This window comes from Streptoalloteichus hindustanus (genome assembly GCF_900129375.1).
Lineage (GTDB): Bacteria > Actinomycetota > Actinomycetes > Mycobacteriales > Pseudonocardiaceae > Streptoalloteichus > Streptoalloteichus hindustanus.
Genome location: NZ_FQVN01000005.1, coordinates 503,318 through 521,770 on the forward strand (window position 1 = coordinate 503,318; position 18,453 = coordinate 521,770).

Sequence of the window (18,453 nt, forward strand, 5' to 3'; positions counted from 1 at the left end):
CACTTACTCCCAGCGGAAGTACCTCGCGGCCAGCCCACCGGCGACGATCGTCCACCCCAGCATGACGGCCATGTGCAGCGGTTGCGGCCAGTGACCGGCTGTCGCGTCCTGCAATGATTGCACGCCGGCGCCCAGCGGGGTGAAGTCGCTGATCCTGCGCAGGACGTCGTTCATGCCGGCCCGCGGCATCCAGAGGCCGGAGAAGACCATGAGCGGGAGGAACAGCAGCGACGCGGTCGCGCCGGCGCTCTTGCCGGTCGGCGCGATCGCGGCGACCAGCAGGCCGATCGCGAACACCGCCAGCGCCGCCAGCACGTAGCTCACCAGGTACGCGGGCAGCTGGCGCGGCAGGCCCACGTCGAACGCCAGCCGGCCGATGGCCAGCACGACCAGCATCGTCACCACCGACAGGCCCGTGGACATCAACAGCTGCGCGCCGAGCATGACCCCCGGCCTGACCGGCGTGGTCCGCATGCGGCGCAGCACGCCCTTCTCCCGGTAGGTGGCGAACAGCTGGGACAGGCTGTTCGCGAACATGGCGAGGCCCATCACCACGATGATCGGCACGTACAGGCTGATCACCCGCATGCCGCCGAAGCTCGCGTTGGGTTCCCGCATCGCGGGGATCGAGCCGAGGACGACGAGCACGATCGGCGGGAACGCGAGCGCGAAGAACACGAGCATCGGCTCGCGGAAGAACAGTCTGGTCTCGGTGGCGGTGAGCCGGGTCAGAGCGGACACGGTGGTCTCCTCAGGCGTCGATGGGGCGGCCGGTGAGCGCGACGAACGCGTCGTCCAGGGAGGTCTGCTCGACCCGCAGGTCAGCCGCGACGACCTGGTTGCGGGCGAGCGCGGTGGTCACGGCGAGCAGCAGGTTCCCCCTGCCGGTCACCACGAGCTGGCCGCCGGCCCGCTCCACCGACGTGACCTCGGGCAACGCGGTCAGCACGGCGTGGTCCAGCGGCGCGGACGGTCGGAACCGGACCCGCTGCCGGCCGTCGACCCGCGCGACCAGCCCGGCCGGGGAGTCCAGCGCGACGAGCCGGCCGGAGTCGATCACGGCCAGCTTGTCGCAGAGCCGCTCCGCCTCCGCCATGAAGTGCGTGACCAGCAGGATCGTCACGCCGCGGTCGCGGATGCCCTCGATCAGGTCCCAGGTGTCGCGGCGCGCCTGCGGGTCGAGGCCGGTGGTGAGCTCGTCGAGCACGGCCACCCTCGGGTTGCCGACCAGCGCGAGCGCGATCGACAGCCGCTGCTTCTGCCCGCCGGACAGGTGCCGGAACTGCGTGTCGATCTTCTCGGCGAGGTTCAGCATGTCGATCAGCTCGTGCCAGTCAGCCGGGTTCCGGTAGAAGGAGCTGTACAGCTCCATCGCCTCGCCGACCTGGAGCTTGTCGGGCAGCTCGCTCTCCTGGAGCTGCGAGCCGAGCATCTGCCGCAGCTCACCGTTGTCGCGCTGCGGGTCGATGCCGCAGACCCGGATGGTGCCCTCGTCCCGGGTGCGCAACCCCTCGATGCACTCCACGGTCGTGGTCTTGCCGGCCCCGTTGGGGCCCAGGATGCCGAAGATCTCGCCATGCTCGACGGCGAAGCTGACCCCGTCCACCGCGGTGTGGTCGCCGTAGCGCTTGACGAGGCCGTCTACCTCGATGATCGCCATACGAGAAGCGTGCTCTCCGCAGGGGGCACGCCGAATCGACTGCGCGGCCACGCCCGCCACGGACCGCGGTGGACCCGCCCATCAACCGATCGGTTGATGCTCCACTCAGCACGATGACCAGACGTCGTCCGACGAGGCGCCCGCGTCCCCCGACGAACGCGACACCACCGCTCAATGGCTCACTGAATAGTCATGTCTGCGAGCACAAATCGCCCGTGAGCCGCCGGGCTCGTGTGCCGGAATCGCCGCCGGGCTGTTTTCGACCTTTCTGCGAAGTGCTGCAAGGCGGCGAAAGCCGACCCGATCGCGGGTTCCCCAACGAGTGCGGCCCCGAACCGAACGGTTCGGGGCCGCACTCGGGCGGCGGTCGGATCGGGTGGTCGAACTTTCGCCCCGGACCGGGTCAGCTCACCGCAGGTACCGCTCGGCGAGCTTGGTCATGACCTGGTCGAGGAGGGGGAGCTTGCTCGGGTCCGGGGTGGCGTCGGCCGCGCCGCGGGGCGGCCACACCTGCACCTCGCCCGCGAGGTAGCCGGGCTTGGTGATGTCGCCGGTCGTGGACAGGTAGATCTCGTACGCGCCCTTGCCCGCGTTCCAGGACACGCCCGGTGCGCCGCCGAAGGTCTTCTTCTGCCGGTTCGCGTACAGCTTCGGGTCCTGGCCGAACTGGTCGGGCGCCCAGTCTCCGGTGATGGTCACCCTGACCGTGATCGCGTGGGTGGGTTCGCCCCAGAAGCAGTGCGCCCCGTAGGTGACCGGCCGCATGGCGGAGCCGAACACCTGCCGGACGGTCTCGTCGGCGGCGGAGCAGGCGACGTTGGGGTCGGCGTTCGCGGCGGCGATCAGGTCCTTCTTGTCGCTGGGCACGCGGGCGCCGGTGTGCGGCCGGCACCCGGTGGCCGATCCCGCGCTGATGTAGTCCACGCAGGCGCCCGCCGCGGCGTCGTCCTGCTCGTCGGGACGGTAGGTGAGGGGGCGCTGGGGTGGTGGGGCGGCGGGCGGGGCGCCGGCCAGAGCCCTCATCGCCTCCGCGGCGGTCCGCGTGGTGTTGTCGCAGGTGGAGCCCTTGATCGTGACCACCGTCAGCGGGTGCAGCTTCTCCGGGCTGCCCGAGGGGCCGTGTGCCCAGCGCACCCAGCAGCTTCCGCTGAGTTCCGTGATCGCGGCGTTCCTGCCCCCGACCTGGCGGATGGTCTGGTTGCCCTGCAACGGGTCGGTGTCGTACCTGATCTCGACCTTGGTGTCGTCACCGCCCTGTTTCTTGTCCTCCACCAGCTGGCACTCGTCCAGCGCGTCTCTGCTGGACATGCGACGCAGGTTGGGTTGTTGGGCGGTGACGATCCGCGCGAGGGTGCAGCCGTCCCAGTTGACCAGCGTCCGCTTGGCCGGGTCCGCCGTCACGCTGTCCGGGTTGCCCAGCTTGGTGGTTGCGGCGGCCCCCAGCGCCTTGACCTGGGCGCACGCGTCGCCGCCGGCGCCGGTGCCGAGCCGGACCTCGAGATTGATCGACAGGGTGAAGCTCACCGGGACGCTGATCTCGCACGGCGTCTCGTTCCGCTTCTCTCCCCGGTAGAGGTAGGCCTTCACGCCGTTGAGGTTGATCGGCTCGGCGTGGTACCGGCCCGAGTGGTCGAAGCCCCGGCCGACCTGGACCCGGGCCTTGGCGCCACCGTCCGCCGCGTACTCACAGGAGTGCGGCGCGGTCGGCACGGCGCGGGCGTTGTTCGGGAACCCGGCCCCCGTCGCGGCCGCCGGGTCGATCAGCGCGCACGCGTCGAGCTGCCGCAGCGCGGAGAGCACGGCCTCGGCCGGTCGGTCGACCGGCTGCTCGGCGGCCGCCGACCCTCCGGCGCCGACAGGGCTTCCGGTGACGACCGAGGTGCAGGACGCACAGGCCGCGACGGCGAGAGCGGCTCCCCACAGCCGGCCCCAACGAATCCTCAATGCTTTCCCCCTTGGCGCACGCCGTTGACCGGCGTGTCGTGAACAGGCGAGATCGTAGGAGTCGTCGCCCACCGCGGTACCGGGTTCAGCGTCGGCCTGCTCCGTTTGGTGCCCTTTCTCACAGCGGATGTTCCGCCCCCTCCCAGCCAACCCCGCATTGGCCGCTTTTCGGCTTGGAACGCATGCGGTGCTGAATCGCCGACCAGTCGGTGCTGACTCGGCCGGCAACAGAAGTTCTCCGCGCTCCGGGCAGATCGTCTGGGTGCGGCGCATCCGGTGGTGCCGGTGACCCCCGCGGGTCGTCGTCACTCGGCAGGGGGAAAACTCCCCACCGGGGGCGCAAGATCAACGTTTCGCCCGGTGTCGGCCCCGACCGCTGCTGTCTGCTCGGCCGCGCACAGGTCGTGACGGGCGCGGGGGTGGGCGGCGTGGGTCATGGGGAGAACCAGCGGAACGGGTCCGTGAACTTCGGGAAGCGGCTGCGACAGGCACGGGACGCGCGGGGGTTGTCACTGCGGGATCTGGCGGCGGTGGTGCACTACACCCCGGGCCACATCAACAAAGTGGAGCTGGGGGACCGTCCCGCGACGGTGGAGTTCGCCGAGGCGTGCGATGCGGCGCTGGCCGCCGGGGGCGAGTTGGTCCGTGCCGCGCAGGCCAACTCCGCGGCCCGGGAGGGCGCGTTGCACCCAGCCCAACTCCCGCTGGCGATCCCGGCGTTCGTCGGCCGCCACGAGGAACTCGGGTCGCTGGACCACGTTTTGGGCACCCGCACTCCGGTCGTCGTGATCGACGGCCCCGCCGGAGCGGGGAAGACAGCGCTGGCGTTGACGTGGTCGCACCAGGTCGCGCCGAGGTTTCCCGATGGCCAGTTGTACGTCGACCTGCGCGGCTACGCCGGTGACGGCGACCCCGCCGAACCCGGCGACGCGTTGGAGGAGATGCTGATCGCGCTGGGTGTCCAGCCCAGCGCGATCCCCGCCGCGCTGGAGCCGCGCGCGGCGATGCTCCGGTCGCTGTTGGCGCCACGTCGCGTGCTGGTCCTGCTCGACAACGCGCGCGCCTCCCGTCAGGTTCTGCCGCTGCTGCCAGGCGCCGCCGGGTGCGTGGTCTTGGTCACCAGCCGCACGCGACTGGAAAGCCTCGTGATGCGAACCGGTGCCCAGCGCGTGCCGTTGGGGCTGATGTCGGTGCACGACGCCAAAGAACTGCTGTGCGGGGTGATCGGCACCGACCGCGCGGCGGCGGAACCCGAAGCCGTTTCTCAACTCGCGAAGCTGTGCGCCTACCTTCCACTGGCGCTGCACATCGCGGCCCAGCGCGTCGCCGCCCGGCCGCACCACCGTCTCACCGACCTCGTCGACGATCTGACCGGCAGCGGGGACCTGTTGGACGCCTTAATGATCGGCGACGACGAGTCCGCCGCCATCCGCCCGGTTCTGAGCTGGTCCTACACCGATCTCGACCTCGACAGCGCGCGACTGTTCCGGCTGCTGAGCCTGCACCCCGGGCAGATCAGCGTGTGGGCGCTGGCGGCGTTGGCCGATCTCCCACTCCCGGACGCCCAGCGGCTGGTGTCCACGCTGACCCACACCCATCTGGTCGAGGAGACCGGGCCGGATCTGTACGGCATGCACGACTTGCTCCGCGACTACGCCGCCGAACTCTCCTCCAGCACCGATTCCGACGCCGAGCGGCACGCCGCCGTCGCACGCCTCGTCGACTGGTACCTCCACACCTCTGTCCACGCGCGTGGCCTCATCGCACCGCCCACCCTGCGGCCGATTCCCCTCCAGGCGCCGAAACCGGGTGTGGTTCCGTGCTCGTTCAGCACGCGGGACGACGCGTTGCGCTGGTACCACTCGGAAAAGGACTCCATCGTCGCGATCACCCGCCTGGCCGGTCAGCACCGGCTGCACGACGCCGCGTGGAAGATCCCGGTGGTCTGGACGACCTATCTGATGATGCGTGGTCGTCACCATGTCTACGACCGGCTCCACCAGCTCGGCCAGCACGCGGCGCGCGCGGTCGACGACGTCGACGGCGTGGCATGGGTGACCGCGACCTACGCGTACTTGTTGCGCAGCCGGGGATATCTCGACCAGGCCGAGGCTCAGTTCCGGCACGCCGCCGCGCTCCGGCGTCAGCTGGGTGATCCGCGGGGACAGGCCTGGGCCACCACGGGCCTCGGGTTCGTCGCGTTCGACCGGGGAGACCTCGACCAGGCCGGCGAGTGCTTTCGGTCCGCACTCCGGCTGTTCCACGAGGTGGAGGACCGACACGGGCAGGCCATCAGCCTGTCCGCCCTCGGCGACGTCCACCGGTCAGCGCGCCAGATCGCGGAAGCGCGGCGATGCCTCACGGAGGCGCTGCGCATCCAGACCGAGCTCAAAATCGACTACGGCCAGGGCCACACGCTGATCATCCTCGCCGGGATCCACCGCGAGCGGGGCGACCTCGACCAGGCTTTGGGCCACCTGGAGAAGTCCCTGGACCTGCGCCGGCACCTGGGCGACCAGTTCGGCACGGCCGACACCCTGGACCGGATCGGGCAACTGCTGGTCGAGACGGGGCAGACCAGCGCCGCCCACGCGGCCTGGACCGAGGCGGCCGAGCTGTTCGACGAACTCGGCTCACCTCGTGCCACCGACATCCGCAGCCGGCTGCGGGGCCAGGACTAGCCGCACACCGACCTCACTCGTCGCAAGCCGTTCGTGCTGTCGTCATCCCTGTCGCGTCTGTGTCGCGACAGGGCAGCTCTTGTCCCCACCGACTCGACGCGACAACGATTGCCGCAGGTTCGGCTGACTCGCCGCCAGGGCCGAAACGGCGTCTTTGTCGTGGTTCGGTTCAAGGCGAGTGGAATTCGTGTCCTATGTGGACTTTGCCCTGCCAGGGGAATCGTTGCGAGGGGGAAGACGATGACAGCGCACGACATCATTGTGATCGGCGCCGGCACGGCCGGTTCCGTGCTCGCCCGCCGCCTGGTGGACGCCGGCCGGCGGGTTCTGCTGCTGGAAGCCGGTGGCCTGGACGAGGAACCGGCGATCCACGACCCGGCGCGGCTGCTGGAACTGTGGGGGTCCGGTGTGGACTGGGGCTACTGGACCGAACCGCAGCCCGGCTGCGCGGGCCGCCGGATCTACTGGCCACGCGGCCGGGTGGTGGGCGGGTGCTCGGCCATCAACGGCATGATCTACACGCGGGGCGCCTCGGCCGACTACGACCACTGGTCCTACCAGGGGTGTTACGGGTGGGACTGGGCCTCGGTGCTGCCGTACTTCCGGCGGGCCGAACGTCACGACGACGCCGCACAAGCGAATCCGCTTGGCGGCTTGCTGCCCGTCACGCGCGTTGGACCGAGCCCGCTCGCGACGGCGTTCCTGGTCGCCGCGTGGGAGTGGGGGCTCCCACTGGTCGACGACCGAGGCAGCGGGGTGCGCGAGGGCGTCGGCCTGACCTCCCGCATGATCCACGACGGGCGCCGGGCCAGCACCTGGGTCTCCTACGTCGCCCCCGTCCTCGACCATCCGAACCTCACGGTGGTGACGAACGCGCTGGTCCACCGGCTCACCATCACCAAGGGCCGAACCACCGGCGTGGTGTACAGCGTGAACGATCACCTCCACCACGCCCACGCCGATCAGGAAGTCGCGCTGTGCGCCGGCGTGATCGGCTCACCACAGTTGTTGCTGCGCTCCGGCATTGGCCCGGCTGACCACCTGAAAGACCTGGATATCGCGGTGCGGGCGGACCTGCCGGGTGTGGGGGAGAACATGCACGACCACCTGGTGGCGCCGCTGGTGTGGGAGTCCCGCGAACCAATCCCGGAATCGGCGGTGGGGTTGGAGGCTCACCTGTACTGGCGGTCGCACCCGAGCTTGCTGGTGCCCGACACCCAGCCGGTGTTGATGGGCTTCCCTTTCCCACCACCGGGATGGCCCCGACCAGAGCAGGGATTCACCGTCATGGCCGGGCTTGACCGCCCCCGGAGCCGTGGACGACTGCGGCTGCGATCGTCCGACCCGGACGAGCCGCCAGTCCTGGACCCCCGCATCTACACCGAACCACACGACTTGGAGGTGATGGTCGACTCGGTGTTGATGGTGCGGGACATCGTGAACCAACCCGCAATGGATTCCTGGCGGGGCACGGAAATCGCCCCCGGCCTCAACGTGGCGGAGCGAGGACGGACGCGTGAGTTCGTGCGGGCGGCGACGCTGTCCTACCACCACCAGGTCGGCACCTGCCGAATGGGCGTGGACAGCCTGTCCGTGGTGGACCCGGAACTGCGGGTGCACGGCGTTCGCGGTTTGCGAGTGGCCGACGCCTCGGTGATGCCACAGGCCCCGACAGGCAACACGACGGCTCCGGTGGTGATGATCGCCGAAAAGGCCGCGGACCTGATGCTGGAACGAACCCCGGTGATGAGCCACGGATCGGGCGCCGCATAGGCGAATGTCAGCTCCGTCAGTGGATGACCGGCGCTTGCGGGTGGAGGATGCTGAGGACGGGCGGATGGAAGGGTTTCCGGTCGTCTGCCCTGGCGCCAGCGGGAAAGGCTGGCACCAGGACAGGCAGGTTGTGAACCCGTGGCGCTGTTACGGGCTGTCGTAGCTCTCAAGTTGATCGAAGTGTTCCCAGGAGTCGGTCAGTCCCCACTCTTCCATATAGGTGCGGAGATAGGTGCAGTTGTCCCGGCGCACCGGGGCCTCATGAAGCCAGACTGCCTCGCACTCCGCGCACACGCGAAAGAGCTCACCGTTCTTCCGAATCTGACGCCTGATCACCCATCCCTGCTTACAACGCGGACACGCATTCCATGCGTTCTGCTACGAGAATCCTCCAGGAACGGGCCAGGCGCTGATCGCCTCGGTCGTTCCTGGCTTCACCACGACACGGATGAGTTTCCGGCCTTCCCCGTGTCGATCATCTTATCGACCTCCGCTACGAACGCAGCACCGCGGAGCCTCATCTGGGCAGCCGCTACCAGCGGGCCGCTGTTGAACCGTCCGCCACGCGTCGGCCCGCGGTCTTGGTTTTCGAGGAGTCGTCGACGCTTGGTCGGAGGTATCCCTTGGCCCACAAGGGGGTTTTGTCGGTGGCGGGGGTTAGCCTCGCGGGATGAGCCAACAAGTTCCCGTCGGGAGTGGGATCGCCGCCGATCTGCGCCGGTACCTTCAGGCGTCTCGGGAGCGTGTTCTCTCGTCGCTGGAAGGTCTGAGCGAGTACGACGTTCGTCGCCCCATGACTCCGAGTGGCACCAACCTGCTCGGGCTCGTCAAGCACCTGGCGGGGATCGAGTTCGGGTATCTCGGCGACTCGGTCGGCCGTCCGGCCGCGATTCGGCTGCCCTGGGTTGATGACGGGTCGATCTGGGACAACGCCGACATGTGGGCCACGGCCGAGGAAACCAGGCAGGACATCGTCGGCCTGTACCGGTCCGCGTGGCAGCACTCGGACCAGTCGATCGCCGAACTGGGACTGGATTCTCCCGCGCTGGTGGCGTGGTGGCCCGAGGAGCGGCGGGAGACCACGCTGGGGTCGTTGCTCGTTCGCGTTGTGGCCGAGACCGCCCAACACGCGGGGCACGCCGACATCCTCCGCGAGATGATCGACGGTCGCGCGGGAAGTGATCAGGACGAGGTCGGCGACGCGGCGTGGTGGGACCGCCACGTCAACCGCGTGCGCGAGGCGGCGGAGCGCCATCGACCTCGCGGTTGACGTGGCAGGCAGGCACCAGCGTTCAGGTGGTTGTGGAGTCGTCGTCGGGCTCGGCGGGCGGGCGGGGGGCGTAGACCTGGCGCCAGTGCTGGGCCGAGCGGGTCAGGTCGTCGCTGACGCGTTGGAGGAACTGGCTCATGTTCTCCAGCCGGGCGCCGGCGGGGGTGGTGACACCGAGTTTTCGGGCGTTCTGCCCGCAGGCGGCGGCGATCTGGGAGTCGATGCGCGCGCTGGCCATGATGGCCTGGAACCAGACGTCCTCGTCGACGACGTAGCGTTCCGCGCGGCGGTGGGGGTCGCGCTCGCGTCTGATGAGCTCCCGGTTCTCCAGGTAGCCGACGGCCTTGGAGACGGAGGCGGGGCTGACGCGCAGGCGTCGCACGAGGTCGGCCGAGGTGAGGCTGCCGCTGTCGGTGGTGAGGAGCGTGGCGAGCACCCTGGCCATCATCCGCGGGACCCCGGTCTGGACGAACAGGTCGGTGCTGAGCGCCGCCACCCCGTTCACGACCCGCGGATCGCGCCCGCCGAGGTCGGCGCGGCGCGGTGACGGGGTCAACGGAGACGTCCTGCGCTGGCGCACCTGCCGGGTGCTGGCCCGGTGGGCCTGGTCGGCGCGGTAGCCGCCCGGCCCGCCGTTGCGCATCACCTCGCGGGTGATGGTGGAGGTCGGCCGCCCGACGCGACGGGCTATCGCGGCGTAGGTCAGGCCGTCACGCAGTCCCGCGGCGATGAGCCGGCGGTCCTGCTGGCTGAGCCTCTCTCCCGGCATCCGCGCCCCCTGACTCTCGTCGTCGCCGAACAGCTTAACGCAACGCAGCCATTGCATTAGAGCGCAGAGCGGTGCAACGATTTGTGCGCTCTGACCTGCGATTTTATGCGTTGCTTCAACGGGGAGTGATTGACCAGATCGTGTATGCAACGTAACTTCTGCGATGTCGGAAAGATTCTCAGAGCAAAGGCACCGACATGACTCGCAAAGACATTCAGCAGGTACTCGACTGGGCGGTGGCCGAGTTCGGCATCCCCGGAATCGTCGCCGAGGTCAGGGACGGGGACCGGACCTGGTTCGGCACCGCGGGCGTCGCCGACATCGAGACCGGGGCGCGGCGCCAGCCGGGGGAGTACGCGCACACCGGCAGCGGCAGCAAGGCCTTCATCGCCGCCGTGCTCCTGTCCCTTGAGGCCGAGGGCCGGCTGAGCATCGACGACACGGTGAACAAGTGGCTCCCGGGCGTGCTGGACGTCAACGGCTACGACGGCGACAAGATCACCATCAGGCACCTGCTCAGCAACACCGGCGGCCTGTTCTCCACCGGCCTGGCCCCGGAGCTGACCGACCGGTTCGCCACGCGTTCCGGGTTCCTCCAGCACCGCTTCGACCGGTTCACCACCGAGGACCTGCTGCGGATGACGGTGTCCCAGCCGCCGGTCGCTGAGCCCGGCGAGCGCTTCGAGTACTCCAACGGCGGCTTCTACGTCGCCGAGGCGATCATCGAGAAGGTCACCGGCAACAGCTTCGCCGAGGAGGCCGAGCGCACCGTCATCCGGCCGCTCGGCCTGGCCAACACCTACGTGCGCCCCGACCACGAAACGGGGTACCGCGAACCGCACCCGCGGGCGTACTCGACGCTGTTCTACAAGGACGGCACCGACTCGGCGGCGGTCACCCCGGAGAACTGGGCGTCCATGATGGAGGAGCCAGGGCTGGAGCCGCTCGACGTCACCGAGTTCAACACCTCGTGGGTCCCCGGCAACGTCATCTCCACCACCGGCGACATGATCCGGGTGATCAACGCGTTGGTGGACGGCACCCTGCTGCCGCCGGCCCAGCACCGCGAGATGTGGACCACGGTCTCCACCGAGGGCGGCAACTGGACGCCGCACACCCGGTACGGCCTCGGCGTGTTCGAGTTCGAGAAGGCGGCGGTGGACGGCCTGACGCTGCGCGGCGTGGGCGGCAGCTACTGGGGATGCCTGTTCTACACGGTGGGCACCCCCGACGGTCACACCGTCTCCATCCAGACCAACACGGAGTGGAAGTCCTGGGACGTCCTCTTCAAGATCGTTGAAGCGGAGTTCGGCGTCTCCATCGGCGCGTGAAGCACCGGCCCGTGATCGACAGGTGTGAGCCGCCGGCAGTGGCGAGAGGATCGCTGGCCGGCGGCTCACGCCCGTCGCCGTTCGGTCGGTCGCCGGGGTTGTGTCGGGTGGTGTCCGAGGCGTCGTGATCATCGGATTCGACGGTGCGGCCTGTGCGGCCTGTGCGGCTTCGCTCTCGCCTACGTCCGCAGTGCGGTGGTTCGTTGGTGGAGTGCGGCGAGCGCCGACTCGCGGCTGTGCCTGCCGAGCAGCACTTGGACGGTCAGCCCGTCGGCGAGGGTGATGAGCGCGTCCGCCTCGCTTTCGGCGTCGACCTCGGGCCTGATCTGCCCGTTCTCCTGGCCCGTGCGGAGCAGGACGGCGAGCAGTTCGGTCAGCCCGGCGTAGTGGGCGCGTTGGACGGCCGCGAGCGCGGGGTCGAGGGCCGCCTGCGCGGTGAAGGCCATCCAGACGCGGGCGTCGAGCAGGTCCTCGTCGTCGACCGCCAGCATGGCCACCAGCGTCTGCTCCAGCATGGTCGTGACCGATCCCGGTCGCGGGGACTCGGCGATCCGCGCCCGGGCGCGCTCGGTGACCCTGCGGTTCACGTGCTCCTGCGCGAAGACCAGCATCTCCTCCTTGGCGCGGAAGCACCGTTGCACGGCCCCCATGGACACCCCCGCCTGCGCCGCGACCTCGCGCAGGGTCACGCCTTCCAGTCCGTGCCTGCCAATCAGCTCGCAGACCGCCTGCGCGATGTGCTGTCGACGGCTGTCGTGGTCCACCTGTTTCGGCATGGCCCCACCTTACCGATGCGCTTGTATCGGAACCGTGCTAGTGTTCCGATACAAGCGCATCGGAACGAAGGGAGACGGGAATGGCGGAGCGGAGTGGCGGGTCCTCGGTCGTCGCGGTGCTGGGGGTGGTGCTGGTGGTCCAGGGGTTCGGGTCCGCGGTCACGGAAGCGTTGTGGCAGAACAGCTTCGGGGCCTCGGCCCTGCTCCGCGCGGCGGGCGCGCCCGGCTGGTCGGATTTCGTGGTCGGCGCGCTCGGCGTCGTGCTGCTCGGTTGCGCGCTGGTCCGGCGCGGCGCCAGGAATGGGGCCAGGAGCGGAGCCAGGAGCGGGGCCGCTCGTGGCTGAGCTGTCCCGTCGCGGGTTCCTGGGCACGGCCCTGGTCGGCGCGGGCGCGGGCGGAGGGCGGGAGCTGGGGCGCCGCGGTCGACCGACCTTCGTGCTCGTGCACGGTGCCAACGGCAACGCGGGCTATTTTGCCCCGCTGGTGGCCGAACTCGCGATGGCGGGCCACCGGGCGCTGGCCGTGGACCTGCCGGGGCACGGACCGGCGGGCCACTTCCCGCCCTCCTACCAGGCCCCGCAGGACCTGGCGGCCCTGGCCGCCGCGCCGTCGCCCCTGGCCGGGCTGCGCCTGGCCGACAACGTCGACCACGTCACGCGGATCGTCCGCCGGGTCGCCGCGCACGGGCCGGTCATCCTGGTGGGGCACAGCATGGGCGGCGCCACGATCACCCGTGTTGGCAACGAGATCCCGCACCTCATCGCGCGACTGGTCTACCTCACCGCGTTCTGCTGCGTCCGGCTCCGCAGCGTCCTGGAGTGCTTCACCGCCACCCCAGAAGGGAGGACCTCGCTGCTGACCACGATCCCCGGCCTGACAGACCCGGGCCGGACCGGGGTGACCCGGACCAACTGGCGTTGCGCGGACCGAGGATTCCTCGCCGCAGCCAAGGCAGCGCTCGCCGGCGGGTGGGACGACGCCGCTTTCCTGGCCGCCCTCAACACCATGGAGCCGGACGAGGCCTGGGCCGTGACCACCGACGACGCCCGGGGCGTGCCCGCGACCTGGGGACGCATCCCGCGCACCTACGTGCGTTGCGCCCGCGACCGAGCAGTGCCTCTGCCGCTCCAGGACCGGATGATCTCCGAAGCGGACCGGGCGACACCGCACAACCGATTCGACGTTCACACGCTGGACGCTCCGCACCTCGGCCCCCAGCACCCACGGCCCCTGGCTCGGGTGCTCACCAGCCTCCTCGACTGAGCCCCGCCGCTGACGCGGCAGGAACGGGTTCCTCAAGGGACACCGCATGTTTCAGTGCTCGGCCTGTGTTTGACGCGCGTGGATCTGAGCTCCGCGGCTCGGTCGTGGGGCAGGATGGGCGCCGTGGTGGAGATCAGTCCCTTGGCCGAAGCCGACCGCGTCCGCTGGGAAGCGCTGGCCCGTGGCAAGGACACGTACTTCGAGGTCGAACGCAGCGACGACAGCTACGAGCGGACCTGGCGACGCCTGCTCGACGACGAGCGGATCCGCGGGGTCGCCGCCCGGCTGGACGGCAGGATGGTCGGCATCGCGCACTACCTGTTCCACGCCAGTGTCTGGTACGACGGGAAGTGCTATCTGGCGGATCTGTTCGTGGACGCGGAAGTCCGGCGGCGGGGCGTCGCGACGGCGTTGATCGAGTGGGTGGCGCGAGACGCCGAGGAGCACGGTTTCCCGCGCCTGTACTGGAACACGCTGGAGGACGCCCCCGCTCGCGCGTTGTACGACAAGGTGGGCAAGTTCCACGAGGGCTTCATCCTCTACACCTACCAACCCGACGCGAACCAGGGCTCCAGTCGGCTCTGAGTGCGATAGCCGAAGAACACTGGCGCCGCCTGACGGGAATGTATGTCCATAGTGGACAGTAACTTCACGGGCAGGAGCGAGTACCCGCTGGGCCGTGGGCATCCACCGACCGCGGCTCAGCGGCCGGTCCGGGACCTGTCCGGATCTCGTGCCCAGTCCGGCGTCCAGACGTCGTCGCGGGCTGTCTTCCGGTACCTGGTCCGGAGGTAGTCGAGGAAGTCCGCGAGGACGGGGTGGGTGTTGTCCGCTCGCCAGATCACGGAGAGCGGGTAGACCGGGGTCGGGTCGACGACGGGGATTCGGCGGAGGTCGTAGCTCTCCGGCCAGAGGTAGCGCGATCCCTCGGCGACGAAGGTGGCGAGCTGGGCCGAGTCCGCGATCTCGGCGAGGAGCACCTCGACGCCGAAGACCGGGCCGATCGTGTCGATGGTGAGCCCGAACGTCTCCGCCAGGTCGTTGTAGTAGCCGACCGGCTCGGGGTCGGACAGGCCGGGCATCCAGATGGGATGACGGGTGAGCTCGGCCAGTGTCACGGTCCTGGCCCTCGCCAACGGGTGCCGTGGGCCGACCAGGAGCTCGTGCCGGTCGTCGATGACACGCGCTGATCGGAGTTCGCCGGGGATCGTGCGGGCGAAGTCCCGGAGGGAGCGGAAGGTGGCGTCCAGGGTGCCGGCGCTGACCTCGGCCAGCGCCGACGCGGCGTCCGCGTTGAGCAGGGCGACGACGTCGAGCTCGATGTCGGGGTGCTGCTGGTAGAAGGCGTGGAGGATGTTGGCCGGTGCGATCCTGCGGCTGATCACGTCGACCCGGAGAGCTCGCCGCCCCGGCGTCACGGCGGCTGTGACGCGCTCGGCGGCGCGGAGGAGTTCGCGGGCATGGGGGAGGAGTGCCTGCCCGTCGACGGTGAGCCGGACGCCCCGGGCGATCCGCGCGAAGAGCTGGACGCCGAGCTCCCGTTCCAGGCTCGCCACTCGTCTCGACGCTCCCTGCTGGGTGATTCCCACCTCGTCGGCGGCGGCCTGGAACTGACCTGTCTCGGCAACGGCCACGAAGGTGCGAACTGCGTCGAGATCCACGGGGGAGAAGTTAGTCCCACAACGGAGAGTTGTGGCACGCCGCTCGATCTGTTGTTGGTGGCAGCGGCGGTCCACCGGCTTGGATCTCCCCGGCGAGGGGGAGTTGCCCCACGAGGTCCACAGTGGAGGGAAGCGGGTGCCGAACATGTGGCGGAGGGCGCACCTGGGTCGGGCGTTCGCCTGGTTGTGGGCAGCGCACGCGGTCAGCGCCTACGGGACGTGGTTCGGGTTCGGAGCGCTGTCGGTTGTCGCCATCACGGTCCTCCACGCCGGTTCGGCGGAGGTGGCGGCGCTGTCGTCGTCGGGGCTCGCGATCGGGGCGCTGCTGGCGGTTCCGCTCGGGCCGTGGGTGGAGTTCCGCGCCAAGCGGCCGGTCATGATCACCACGGACCTGGTCCGCTTCGCGGCGTTGGCATCCGTGCCGATCGCGTACTGGCTGGACGTGTTGTCCTTCCCACAGCTGCTGGTGGTCTCCGTCGTCGTCGCGGCGGCGAAGATCGCGTTCACGGCCGCCAGCGGCGCCTACCTCAGGAACGTCGTGCCCGACGACGCGCTCCTGGTGGCCAGCAGTCGGTTCGAGTCCACCACGTGGTCGGCCACGATCATCGGTCCGCCCGTGGGCGGCGCCGCCATCGGGTTGCTGGGGTCGCTGACCACCGTGGTCGTCGATGCGGCGAGCTACCTCCTGTCGGCGCTCTGCGTCGCCGCGATCCGGAAACCCGAGCCGCCCCCGATCGGGAGGAAGACCCACGCGCGTCGGTGGAGCGACCTCGTCGAGGGGTGGCGCTACGTCCTCGCCCACCACGCGCTGCGCCGGTTCCTCCTCAACACCATGCTGGTCAACGGACTGATCATGGCTACCGAGTCGCTCCTGTCCGTGCTGATGCTCTCCCACCTGGGATTCCCGGTCTGGCAGTACGGGCTGGCGTTCGCCGTTCCGTGTGTCGGCGGCCTGATCGGGTCACGGCTGGCCCGTCGCGTCGTCCACCGTCGCGGCGAACAGACCGCGCTGCGGGTCTTCGGCGCGCTCCGCGCCTGCTGGCCCCTCGGCCTCGCGTTCGTCCAGCCGGGCGTGACCGGGCTGGTGATCGTGATGGTCACCGAGTTCGGGCTGATCGTGTGCGTGAGCCTGTTCACCCCGGTCTTCGCCACCTACCGGTTGACCAATACCGACCCCGGCCGCCACGCCCGAGTGCTCACGGCCTGGTCGATCAGCACCAGCGCGAGCACCGCCGTGATCACCATGGTGTGGGGTCTCCTGGCGCACCTCACCAGCCCCCGTGCGGCCATCGCGGCGGCCGGGGTTCTGCTCCTCGCCACGCCGTTCCTCCTGCCGCGACGGATCACCGCGCCAGAACCGGCCAGCCCGACTCCGCCGGAGGAGAAGCCTTCCCTCCCCGGTGACAGTTCGCAGCATCGTTCGCGCGCGTCAGCCTGAGATGCGGGCCTCGATGCCGTCGAGGAGGAAGTCGAGGCCGATCCGGAAGGTTTCGTCAGCGTCCAGGTGGGCGCCCTCGCGAACGACCGTGGCCAGCGCGGGGAACTGGCCGGTCGCGAAGGTCCGCTCCAGATAGGGCCCGAAGGTGACCTGCCACTGCTGTTTGTCCATCCCGGTGGCCCGCTCGGCGCGCTGCTCGGCGATCTCCCTGCGCACCGCCCCGATCACGTACGCGTCGACTGCGGTGACCACCGGCATGACGATGTCCACGTCGACGCCGCCCAGCGCGGCCAGCACGGCCTCCCCTCTGGCCAGGGCGTTGGGCCCGAGTTGGGGCCGCCCGCCGATCAGGTCGGCGAGCCATTCGTGCCGGTGAACGGCCTGCCGGGTGGTTTCGGCCAGGGAGCGCAGCACTTCTCGCCAGCCGTCTCCGGCCGGCCGGATCTCCCCGTAGACCGCATCGACCATCAGGTCGAGCAACTCGTCCTTGGTGGCGATGTAGCCGTACAGCCGCATCGGCCCGACATCCAGCGCGGCGGCGACCTTGCGCAGCGACACCGCCTCCAGGCCGTCCGCGTCGGCCAGTCGGATCGCCGCTCGCACGATCCGCTCCCGGCTCAGCGGGGCCAGTACCGGCCGGTCCGGCGGCTCCGGCCGCTCCCACACCAACATGCCGCTGACAGTACATCGCCTGACGCGATACGGTGTATCGGAGGAATACGGCGTATCGGAGGAGAGCCATGACCATCGCGATCGTGGGAGCCGGACTGGGCGGCCTGGCCCTCGCCCGGGTGCTGCACGTGAACGGCATCGACGCCGTCGTGTACGAACGGGAGACGTCACGCTTCGCGCGTGGCCAGGGCGGCATGCTCGACATCCACTCCGGCCAGCGGGCGCTGCGCGAGGCGGGTCTGATCGACCAGTTCCACGCGATCGCCCGTGGTGAGGGTCAGGACATGCGCCTTCTTGAGCCGGACGGCACTTTGCTGCTCCAGGAGGACACGCCCGACGACGCCCCACTCGCGCGACCCGAGGTCGACCGCGCCGATCTGCGTGACCTGCTGCTGGACTCCCTCCCTGAAGGCGTGGTGCGCTGGGGACACGCGTTCGAATCCGCTGACAACGGCCTGCTGCGCTTCGCCGACGGCAGCACCGCGACGTACGACCTGCTGGTCGGCGCCGACGGAGCGAACTCCCGGGTCCGCGCACTGCTCACCGACGCTCGGCCGGCGCACATCGGCCAGAACGTCGTCGAGCTCGGCATTCCCGACATCGACCGCACCCACCCCGACCTCGCCGCGATGGTCGGGCGCGGCAACTACTGGGTGCTCGGCAACGGACTGTCCCTGGCGGCGCAGCGCAACGGCGACGGCCGCGTCCGCATCGGCCTCAGCTTCTACAACACCGCCGAGGACTGGTTCGCCACCAGCGGGATCCCGTTCGACGACCCGGCCGCCGCCCGGGCGCGACTGATCGACCTGCTCCCCGGCTGGGACGCGCGGATCACCGCGCTGATCGCCGCCTGCGACGACACGGTTCTGCCGCGTTCGATCTCCGCTCTTCCGGTCGGCCTGACCTGGCCGTCGAGACCGGACGTCACGCTGCTCGGCGATGCCGCGCACCTGATGCCGCCGGTGGGAGAGGGGGCCAACATGGCGTTGCTCGACGGCGCCCTGCTCGGCCTCGCACTGGCCGCGCACCCGGACGACTTTCCCGCCGCCGTCGAGGAATACGAACGCGAGATGTTCGAACGCACCAGTGCTGCCGCCCGGATGTCCGCGGATGTGCAGGAAATCCTGATGTCGCCGGACGCCAGCCGGAGAATGCTCGCGTTCTTCCAGCCGAGCTGAAACGCGGCCGGGGCTCGCGAGCGGGATCGCTCCCCGC

At 69.9% G+C, this 18,453-nt stretch carries 16 protein-coding genes; 9 read left to right on the forward strand and 7 right to left on the reverse strand.

The genetic code is table 11. The annotated features are described in order from the left end of the window. Positions 1–3: 3 nt before the first annotated feature. The 3 genes from BUE43_RS18080 to BUE43_RS18090 form a co-directional block, all read right to left on the reverse strand. Positions 4–741 carry an ABC transporter permease gene (locus BUE43_RS18080; RefSeq protein ID WP_073484630.1) on the reverse strand — a complete coding sequence of 246 codons (738 nt, stop codon included), beginning with the start codon at positions 739–741 and terminating at the stop codon, positions 4–6. Positions 742–751: 10 nt separating this feature from the next. After that, complete coding sequence (locus tag BUE43_RS18085) at positions 752–1,660, reverse strand: ABC transporter ATP-binding protein (RefSeq protein ID WP_073484632.1); 909 nt, start codon at positions 1,658–1,660, stop codon at positions 752–754. A 408-nt stretch (positions 1,661–2,068) separates the two neighbouring features. Beyond that, a complete protein-coding gene (locus BUE43_RS18090; RefSeq protein ID WP_073484634.1) occupies positions 2,069–3,604 on the reverse strand; it encodes a DUF3558 domain-containing protein in 1,536 nt (511 codons plus the stop codon). A gap of 461 nt (positions 3,605–4,065) precedes the next feature. Here BUE43_RS18090 and BUE43_RS18095 point away from each other — a divergent pair, with 461 nt between their 5' ends. The 3 genes from BUE43_RS18095 (at position 4,066) to BUE43_RS18110 (ending at position 9,328) form a co-directional block, all read left to right on the forward strand. Next, positions 4,066–6,285 (forward strand): ATP-binding protein, encoded by a 2,220-nt coding sequence (locus BUE43_RS18095; RefSeq protein WP_073484636.1) that lies wholly within the window; start codon positions 4,066–4,068, stop codon positions 6,283–6,285. A gap of 159 nt (positions 6,286–6,444) precedes the next feature. Beyond that, on the forward strand, positions 6,445–8,058 hold the full coding sequence (locus BUE43_RS18100; RefSeq protein WP_200797564.1) for a GMC family oxidoreductase: 1,614 nt from the start codon (positions 6,445–6,447) through the stop codon (positions 8,056–8,058). A 670-nt stretch (positions 8,059–8,728) separates the two neighbouring features. Next, on the forward strand, positions 8,729–9,328 hold the full coding sequence (locus BUE43_RS18110; protein WP_073484643.1) for a DinB family protein: 600 nt from the start codon (positions 8,729–8,731) through the stop codon (positions 9,326–9,328). A gap of 22 nt (positions 9,329–9,350) precedes the next feature. On the opposite strand, the gene BUE43_RS18115 is transcribed toward BUE43_RS18110, so the two are convergent. Next, positions 9,351–10,097 (reverse strand): GbsR/MarR family transcriptional regulator, encoded by a 747-nt coding sequence (locus tag BUE43_RS18115; RefSeq protein ID WP_073484645.1) that lies wholly within the window; start codon positions 10,095–10,097, stop codon positions 9,351–9,353. A gap of 197 nt (positions 10,098–10,294) precedes the next feature. On the opposite strand from BUE43_RS18115, the gene BUE43_RS18120 reads away from it, so the two are divergent. Continuing rightward, entirely contained in the window at positions 10,295–11,428 is a 1,134-nt protein-coding gene (locus BUE43_RS18120) for a serine hydrolase domain-containing protein (protein WP_073484648.1), read from the forward strand. A 179-nt stretch (positions 11,429–11,607) separates the two neighbouring features. On the opposite strand, the gene BUE43_RS18125 is transcribed toward BUE43_RS18120, so the two are convergent. After that, the gene (locus BUE43_RS18125; protein WP_073484650.1) at positions 11,608–12,204 is read right to left on the reverse strand and encodes a TetR/AcrR family transcriptional regulator; all 597 of its coding nucleotides are present in this window, start codon (positions 12,202–12,204) and stop codon (positions 11,608–11,610) included. An 80-nt stretch (positions 12,205–12,284) separates the two neighbouring features. On the opposite strand from BUE43_RS18125, the gene BUE43_RS18130 reads away from it, so the two are divergent. The 3 genes from BUE43_RS18130 (at position 12,285) to BUE43_RS18140 (ending at position 14,052) form a co-directional block, all read left to right on the forward strand. Further along, the gene (locus tag BUE43_RS18130) at positions 12,285–12,548 is read left to right on the forward strand and encodes a hypothetical protein (RefSeq protein ID WP_073484652.1); all 264 of its coding nucleotides are present in this window, start codon (positions 12,285–12,287) and stop codon (positions 12,546–12,548) included. Continuing rightward, a complete protein-coding gene (locus tag BUE43_RS18135) occupies positions 12,541–13,467 on the forward strand; it encodes an alpha/beta hydrolase (RefSeq protein ID WP_234995783.1) in 927 nt (308 codons plus the stop codon). The genes BUE43_RS18130 and BUE43_RS18135 overlap by 8 nt, the downstream gene beginning before the upstream one ends. 114 nt (positions 13,468–13,581) lie before the next feature. Beyond that, a complete protein-coding gene (locus tag BUE43_RS18140; protein ID WP_073484654.1) occupies positions 13,582–14,052 on the forward strand; it encodes a GNAT family N-acetyltransferase in 471 nt (156 codons plus the stop codon). 116 nt (positions 14,053–14,168) lie between these two features. Here BUE43_RS18140 and BUE43_RS18145 read toward each other — a convergent pair whose 3' ends face one another. Continuing rightward, complete coding sequence (locus tag BUE43_RS18145) at positions 14,169–15,128, reverse strand: LysR family transcriptional regulator (protein ID WP_073484656.1); 960 nt, start codon at positions 15,126–15,128, stop codon at positions 14,169–14,171. A 145-nt stretch (positions 15,129–15,273) separates the two neighbouring features. Here BUE43_RS18145 and BUE43_RS18150 point away from each other — a divergent pair, with 145 nt between their 5' ends. Beyond that, the gene (locus BUE43_RS18150) at positions 15,274–16,566 is read left to right on the forward strand and encodes an MFS transporter (protein WP_073484991.1); all 1,293 of its coding nucleotides are present in this window, start codon (positions 15,274–15,276) and stop codon (positions 16,564–16,566) included. Here the strand turns inward: BUE43_RS18150 and BUE43_RS18155 are convergent. Further along, positions 16,558–17,238 (reverse strand): TetR/AcrR family transcriptional regulator, encoded by a 681-nt coding sequence (locus BUE43_RS18155; protein WP_073484658.1) that lies wholly within the window; start codon positions 17,236–17,238, stop codon positions 16,558–16,560. The two genes, BUE43_RS18150 and BUE43_RS18155, sit on opposite strands and share 9 nt — an antisense overlap. A gap of 68 nt (positions 17,239–17,306) precedes the next feature. On the opposite strand from BUE43_RS18155, the gene BUE43_RS18160 reads away from it, so the two are divergent. After that, positions 17,307–18,416: an FAD-dependent oxidoreductase gene (locus BUE43_RS18160; protein ID WP_073484660.1), complete on the forward strand. Its 1,110-nt coding sequence runs from the start codon at positions 17,307–17,309 to the stop codon at positions 18,414–18,416. The last annotated feature ends 37 nt before the right edge of the window (positions 18,417–18,453 follow it).